At 66.4% G+C, this 6,342-nt stretch carries 9 protein-coding genes and 1 tRNA gene; 4 read left to right on the forward strand and 6 right to left on the reverse strand.

The features are described 5' to 3' along the window. Nucleotides 1–321 precede the first annotated feature (321 nt). From VB777_RS00925 to VB777_RS00950, 6 genes are all read right to left on the reverse strand, one after another. Entirely contained in the window at nt 322–504 is a 183-nt protein-coding gene (locus tag VB777_RS00925) for a hypothetical protein (RefSeq protein ID WP_231598081.1), read from the reverse strand. Between the two features lies 1 nt (nt 505). Then, nucleotides 506–1,324 (reverse strand): phospholipase D-like domain-containing protein, encoded by an 819-nt coding sequence (locus tag VB777_RS00930; RefSeq protein WP_197158275.1) that lies wholly within the window; start codon nt 1,322–1,324, stop codon nt 506–508. Then, on the reverse strand, nt 1,321–1,704 hold the full coding sequence (locus tag VB777_RS00935; protein ID WP_197158274.1) for a HEPN domain-containing protein: 384 nt from the start codon (nt 1,702–1,704) through the stop codon (nt 1,321–1,323). The genes VB777_RS00930 and VB777_RS00935 overlap by 4 nt, the downstream gene beginning before the upstream one ends. After that, on the reverse strand, nt 1,691–2,041 hold the full coding sequence (locus tag VB777_RS00940) for a nucleotidyltransferase domain-containing protein (protein ID WP_197158272.1): 351 nt from the start codon (nt 2,039–2,041) through the stop codon (nt 1,691–1,693). Before VB777_RS00940 ends, VB777_RS00935 begins: the two co-directional genes overlap by 14 nt. Before the next feature lie 17 nt (nt 2,042–2,058). Then, nucleotides 2,059–2,244, reverse strand: a complete 186-nt coding sequence (locus VB777_RS00945; protein WP_197158271.1) for a hypothetical protein — start codon at nt 2,242–2,244, stop codon at nt 2,059–2,061. Nucleotides 2,245–3,271: 1,027 nt separating this feature from the next. After that, nucleotides 3,272–3,343 (reverse strand) — tRNA-Val (locus VB777_RS00950). 76 nt (nt 3,344–3,419) lie between these two features. Here VB777_RS00950 and VB777_RS00955 point away from each other — a divergent pair. The 4 genes from VB777_RS00955 to mazG are packed head-to-tail and all read left to right on the forward strand — an operon-like array spanning nt 3,420 to nt 6,262. Beyond that, nucleotides 3,420–3,674: a hypothetical protein gene (locus VB777_RS00955; RefSeq protein WP_323246460.1), complete on the forward strand. Its 255-nt coding sequence runs from the start codon at nt 3,420–3,422 to the stop codon at nt 3,672–3,674. Nucleotides 3,675–3,734: 60 nt separating this feature from the next. After that, nucleotides 3,735–4,739: a TerB family tellurite resistance protein gene (locus tag VB777_RS00960; RefSeq protein WP_323246462.1), complete on the forward strand. Its 1,005-nt coding sequence runs from the start codon at nt 3,735–3,737 to the stop codon at nt 4,737–4,739. A 50-nt stretch (nt 4,740–4,789) separates the two neighbouring features. Further along, nucleotides 4,790–5,284 carry a metal-binding protein gene (locus tag VB777_RS00965; RefSeq protein ID WP_322758082.1) on the forward strand — a complete coding sequence of 165 codons (495 nt, stop codon included), beginning with the start codon at nt 4,790–4,792 and terminating at the stop codon, nt 5,282–5,284. 33 nt (nt 5,285–5,317) lie between these two features. Next, nucleotides 5,318–6,262 carry a nucleoside triphosphate pyrophosphohydrolase gene (gene mazG, locus VB777_RS00970; RefSeq protein ID WP_323246464.1) on the forward strand — a complete coding sequence of 315 codons (945 nt, stop codon included), beginning with the start codon at nt 5,318–5,320 and terminating at the stop codon, nt 6,260–6,262. The last annotated feature ends 80 nt before the right edge of the window (nt 6,263–6,342 follow it).

Genomic DNA, 6,342 nt, shown 5'->3' on the forward strand with positions numbered 1-6,342 from the left:
CTCTGGGTGTGGCGATCAGCCAGGCCTGCTACGCCACCGGCGAGAATCACGAGCGGGCGGTGCTGCGGCAGCTGCTCGGCGAACTGGATCTGGAGGGCGTGTTGATCCAGGCGGACGCGCTCCATACGGCGATCACGAATCGCAGGAACTGGGGATGCGGCCGCCGGGTTGGTAGCAACGTACCGGTGGGAGCGCTCGGACGATCACGATGTAACCGAGTCCCTGGGGCGGTGCGGCCTGTCCGTTCTGAAGGTCTGGTGGATGCAGCACACCGGATGGCGCCGTTGCAGATTTCCTCTGGGCATCGGGGGATGGTCTCAGCTAGAGCGCTACGAACAACCGATTGGCCACCAGGCGTCTGAAGTGGTCGCTGACCGTGCTGGCCCTCCACGGATCCCTCACGAGCCAGCCAGCCTCGAAGTTGTGGCGCTGGGCGGTCTCGCTGAATTTGGCGCTGGTCACCAGAGCGCTGGCTCGATCGGTGCCGCCATCGGCGGCAACCACCCTATCCAGCCAGTGCCCGCTCAAACCCTTGGCGGCTCAGATCCGTTCCTTCTTCCCCAAGACAGGCGGCCTCGGCCATGGCACGGGGGAACAAGGGTCTGTTGGCCAACTCGGGGAAGGCCTCAACACTGCTCCGGCAGAGGCTGGCCAGGTAAGAAAGGGTGGCGTCGTGATCCTTGTTCTGCCAGAGCCGCAGGAAGTGGCGCTCCTTGGCATCCACGCGGCGCTGGTCACCGCTCCAGCTGCAGAACACATCAAAGGTTTCGTAGTTGGTGCTCCAGCCATTCGGGGTCTCATTGATGCTGCCGGTGAAGGCCAGCCGATCCCCATGGCGATCTTCCACGACCCCTTCCTTGGCGTGGAAGATCGCCCCATCACTGCTGATCTGACCTTCCTGCGAGGGCAGGCCAACGCGAATCTCCAGATGCCCCTTCTGCACCAGCCAGGCGAGCAGCTCAGCGGCCAGATCGGTAACGCTGCCGTCGCCTGGGGTCACGCCCTTGAATGGGAACTGCTTGGTGAGCTGTTGCTCCAGCAGGTGGGAAGGGCTCAGGCCTGTGGCCAGGGCCTGAAGATCGGCCGAGCTCATGAAGAAGCCTGTGATCAGGCGCATCTGGCCACGGCCGCGGCCATCGGGGGAGGCCAGCACGAGTTGTTCCACTCCATCAAGGACCTGCAGCAGGGAGCGGCTGGAGAAGTAGCCGGTGATTCGCCAGTAGCGCACGGCCTCCTGCAGCACCGGGCGGTAGAACCCCTCCAGGAGGTTGTCCTGGGAGCTCGTGAAGCTGTCCTGCCAGCCGTGATCCTTCAGGCCGGTCATGGCGTGGAGCGAACGACCTCAGCCACATGGTCCACAAGCGCCACGGCTTGTTGGTGCCAGAGCTGGCGATCGAGTTCCATGGACTCGGGTTCGGCGTCGTAGCGGAACTGCACAGCGAAGGCCGTGAAGGCCTCCAGCGGCAGGAATCCCTCTACAGACTCACCTGCATCGGCAAGCCGACCGAACAGGGAGGTGAGGTTGTGGATGAAGGGCGGGTCATCTCCAAGGCTGAGAAGCCATGCCTTGAGCGCTTTCTCCACGGCCTGTTGGATCTGGAAGCCCCAGTTCGCTTCGGCAATGGAGGTGTCCTGAAGGACCTCAGCCGCCTTCAGATCGCGGCGGGCGATCCGCAGCATGGCCTCGGCGTCAGGGTTGGCCATGCAGCAGCCTTCCCTCGCGATAAGCGCGAGCGATCACATGGCTGAGCCATTGACGCCGCTCTTCCACCTGGCTCTGGGAATACAGCAACAGGTCCACGGGAATGCGGTGGTGACTGAGCTTGCGCCACAGCCTGCCCAGGGTGTCGAAGCGGTTGTGCTGAGCCAGCCAGCTGTCGCTGGCGGTGATCAACAGGTCCACATCGGAGTCGGAACCTGCATCACCCCGGGCGCGGGAGCCGAACAGCCGCACCTCTGCCCCCGGGATCTCCTGGCGGATCTCGGCAGCCATCTGCTGCAGCTGGGTTTCGCTGATGGCGTAGGTGGGGGCTGTGGTCATGGCTGTTCCTCCACAGTTCAGGGTGCTTCGGCCAGCTCAGCAAGCACCAGTTCCAGCTGCTTGGGCGCTGGCACCTGCTCAGCCAGTGCCAGGCGGCGCAGGTTCTCCAGGGCTTCGAAGTCTGACGCGGCAGGAGCCGCGGTCTTCACAGGATCGAAGCCTGTGTAGCGCGAGGAACTCGGCGCGGGGGCAACAGAGGTCATAGATGGTTGGCGGGGCCATGCCGATGTGCTGCCGAAACATGAGCAGGCCTAGAAAGCATGACGCAGACGGGAGAGGCGTGCAGAGGTCTGAGAAGGACTGCAGGATCTACCGAGTGCCTCTATGCGGTAGGTGCATAGGTTCAACCTCAATCTCGCCTCATCTGTCTCAACGCAGTCCCGCTTAGCTGTCTGAAGGGATCCGAATGCCGCCCGGTCCTTGGCGTCTCTGGACTCGATCTTGCCCAGGTTGAGCTCCAGCTCCAAGAGCTGTCGCAACTGACCGAACCATCGAGGCCCCAGGCTCCCCCTGCATCGCCTGATCCGCTTCTGGTGGTTAAGCGCCTGGCTCACCAGCTCCGAGCTGGCCGAGCTGCTGGGTGTCTCGCTCACCGCTCCAGATCCTGAGGACTGGGTAGAACGCTTCCCCCGTCCTGGCTTCCTGGTGGAGACAGCGAAGCCCATCGGCAGAGGTTCTGGAGGCTCTACCTCGATGGCCTCGCTGCCCCGGTCAGATCCCCGGGTGGCGTCCCCCTTCCTACAGACCCTTCAGTCGCTCCGCCTGCTTCTGCTCTTGCGTAAGCAGGCGAATGGCCTCTGCACGGCGGAGATCGCTCTCACCAGCAGCAGTCATCAGGTCGGCGCACTAGCCCGCCGAGCGGGCCGCCCAGCCCAGCATCGGCAGGCCGGCGGCGGCTCAGCGCTCTGGTCGGACGCCGCTCGAGTCTTGTGACGCACAAAGAGGCGTCCAGCATCGCGAAACTTGGCAAGCAAACGCCACTTTCTGGCCTGTAAGGCCACAGGGGGACCGTTATGGACCATTGGACACGAGCCATGGCTCTGCCCCTCGAAACCTGAACATCTCTTTCGGAGCGAAGGGCTCCTGGCTGCTCGCCATGAGTGCCTGCCTTCTGCGCCTTGCGCATGTGCGCACAGCCGTGCGCACAGAAGCTGTTTCAAGCAGTATCAAGCCCCATTAAGCGGATCGGGCCATTCCGGCTAATCCCTGTTCAGGACTGAAGAATTGAGATGCGCGATGCCGGGTTCGAACCAGCGACATCCTGCTTGTAAGGCAGGCGCTCTACCGCTGAGCTAATCGCGCGTCTCTCCATTGTGCCTGCTGCCGGTTCGCCTGCCGCCGGTGAGAGGATCGGCCTCTGGCCAGCCGGGCAGAGGATGTGAAGGGAGAGGACGCCAAGCGCAAGACCCGCATCCGTGCGCTGGAGAGGAAAGTCCGTCTCGAGCAGGCCTGGTTCACCTTCCGGCGGGCCAGTGTGGTGATCGGCTTCGCCGGCCTGCTGTTGCTCCTCTTCCTGGTCGGCTCCTGGCTCACCAGCGGACCGAGCGGCGAGGACCAGATCGATCGGGAGAGCGTCGACACCTGCGTGCAGCAGCAGCAGCACAGCTCCGGCAATGTTGATCTCTGCTATTGAGCGCTTGTCCACTGAGCCCTCGATCCGTGAACTCAGGCTGGCCCCCATGAAGACTCCGCCATGGTGATCAACGTTCAGGCCACCCTGCCGGACGATCAGCGTCAGGCGATCGGGAAGGCCGGGCTTGCCGCCCTGATGACCATGGCCCGCCTGCGCGGCACACCATCGGCCAAGGCCATGGCCGCGATCCGGGGCGTTCGCGATCACCTCCTGCACCTCGATCTGGCACTGGAGACCCTGCCGGACATCGATCCAGAAGCCCTGGCCGCCCGGGTGAATGGCGTGAATCCGGATCCCCAGTGGCGCGAGCGCATCCTGCGGGGCATGACCCTGGTGGCCCTGTTCGATGGCACGCCCACACAGCAGCAGCTGGACCTGCTGGAGCGCACCGCCCAGTCTCTGAACGTGGATCCGGGCCCGGTACGCACCTTCCAGCAGGTGATGGAGCACCAGTCCTGGCTGGTGCGCCTCGATGTGGCCCGGCGCGGCTTCATCCCCCAGGCCTTCAAGGCCATGTGGCGCCAGGAGGGGCTATCCGCCGCCCTGGCCAGCGCCCGGGTGCTGCTCGGCCAGGAGGATCGGGCCATGGCCGAGCGCTACCGGCAGCTGCGGAGCTACCCGGAAGGCAGTTTCGGGCTGGCCTACGCCAACTTCATCGACCGCAACGGCTTCCAGTTCCCCGGTGAGCACGGCGGGCCACCACCGCCGGTGATGCACCACGACTGCTGCCACGTGCTGGGGGGCTACGGCACCACCCCCGCCGAGGAGGGCGCGGTGCTGGGCTTCCAGGCGGGTTTCGAGAAGGTGGACCCCTTCTATCTGCTGATGTTCGCCCTGGCGGAATTCGAGCTCGGCATCGGCGCCTCGCCCTTTGTGCCGGCCGGGCGCGGCCAGCTCGATGTGGATCGGATCTTCGCGGGCCTCGAGCACGGCTCCCACGTGAGCGTGGACCTGTTGGCCGGCATCGATCCCTGGGACCACTTCGCCGCCCCTCTCGAGCAGGTGCGCCAGCGGTTCAACGTGCTGCCGCGGGGCCGCGCCCCGGAAGAACTGCCCCAGGCCTGAACAGCCGGCACACTGAGCAACCGGCACACCGACGGGAACACGACCGGTTCATGGCCAGCGGCACCGACCACGACCGCACCACCTGCCTGCTGAGCCTGCCCTTCGGGTTGCTGTGGTGGCCGCTGCTGGGAATCATGGGTGTGGCAACGGCCAGCCTGGCGTTCCTCGTGGGCGGGCTGTGGCTGTCGCCGGATCTGGACACCCGCTCCAATGCCACCCGCCGCTGGGGCCTGCTGCGCTGGTTGTGGTGGCCCTACCGGCGGGGTCTGTCGCACCGTTCCCTGATCTCCCACAGCCCCCTGATCGGCACCGGCGGGCGGCTGCTCTACCTGGCGGCCTGGATCCTGCTGCTGGCCCTGATGCTGCAGCCGCTCGGCAGTCCAGCGCCGGCCAGCCTGCTGCAGGCCGCTGCGCGGCTCTGGCACGACCAACGGCCCCTGCTGCTCACCGCCCTGATCGGCCTGGAGGCGAGCAGCTGGCTGCATCTTCTGCAGGACGGCGACCCGATCCCGCGCCTGCCACGGATCCTGCGCCGTAGGAGATGAGAGGGTTTGGGCGGACCTCCCCGCCCCCTCGTGATGCGCCCCGATCCCCTGTCGTGCCCGCCTGGCTCCGGCGCCGCCCCTGACCCAAGCGACAGCCTGGCCGCCCTGGCGGAGCTGATCGCGGTGGTGGATCGGCTGCGGGATCCGGAGCACGGCTGCCCCTGGGATCTGGAGCAGTCCCACGCCTCCCTGGTGCCCTACGTGCTCGAGGAGGCCCATGAGGTGGCGGATGCCATCCGCCACGGCGACGACCGGCATCTGGAGGAGGAGCTGGGGGATCTGCTGCTGCAGGTGGTGCTGCACGCCCGCATCGCCAGCGAAGCGGAGCACTTCAATCTGGCGGGGATCGCCCGGGGCATCAGCGCCAAGCTGGTGCGCCGCCACCCCCACGTGTTCGAACCACCGGCCGACCCTGCCGCCGGCAACCGGGGATCAGGCGGCGACAGCGCCGCCGTGACGCGCACCTGGGAGGCGATCAAGGCCCAGGAAGCGGCCACCACCTCGGCCAGCCCCCTGAGTGATCGCCTGGCCGCCAAGGTGCGTGGCCTCCCCGCCCTGGCCGGCGCCATGACGATCTCGAAGAAGGCCGCCGTGGCCGGCTTCGAATGGGACGACCTGGACGGCGTCTGGACCAAAGTGCACGAGGAGCTCGACGAGCTCAAGGAGGCGGTGGAGGAGGCCCGCAACAGCGGCGATCGGACCCATGCCCAGGAAGAACTGGGAGACGTGCTGTTCACCCTGGTGAATGTGGCCCGCTGGTGCGGCATCGACCCGGAGGAAGGCCTGGCCGGCACCAACCACCGCTTCCTCGATCGCTTCTCCCGGGTGGAGGCAGCCCTGGGCGGTGATCTGCGGGGGCGGAGCCTCCAGGAGCTGGAGGGCCTATGGCGGCAGGCCAAGGCCGAGATCCGAGCTGAAGCCGCGGCAGACCTCACGGCCAACTCCGCTTCAGACTCCGCTGCCGGCCGCCAAGGCTGAGGGGTGCGCTGCGGCCTCAGCTCCGGACTGCAGTTCACTCCTCCGGCAAGCGCTGCCGGCGTTGGCCCTTGAGGGCACCG

This window comes from Synechococcus sp. CCY9202 (assembly GCF_034931685.1).
GTDB lineage: Bacteria > Cyanobacteriota > Cyanobacteriia > PCC-6307 > Cyanobiaceae > CBW1002.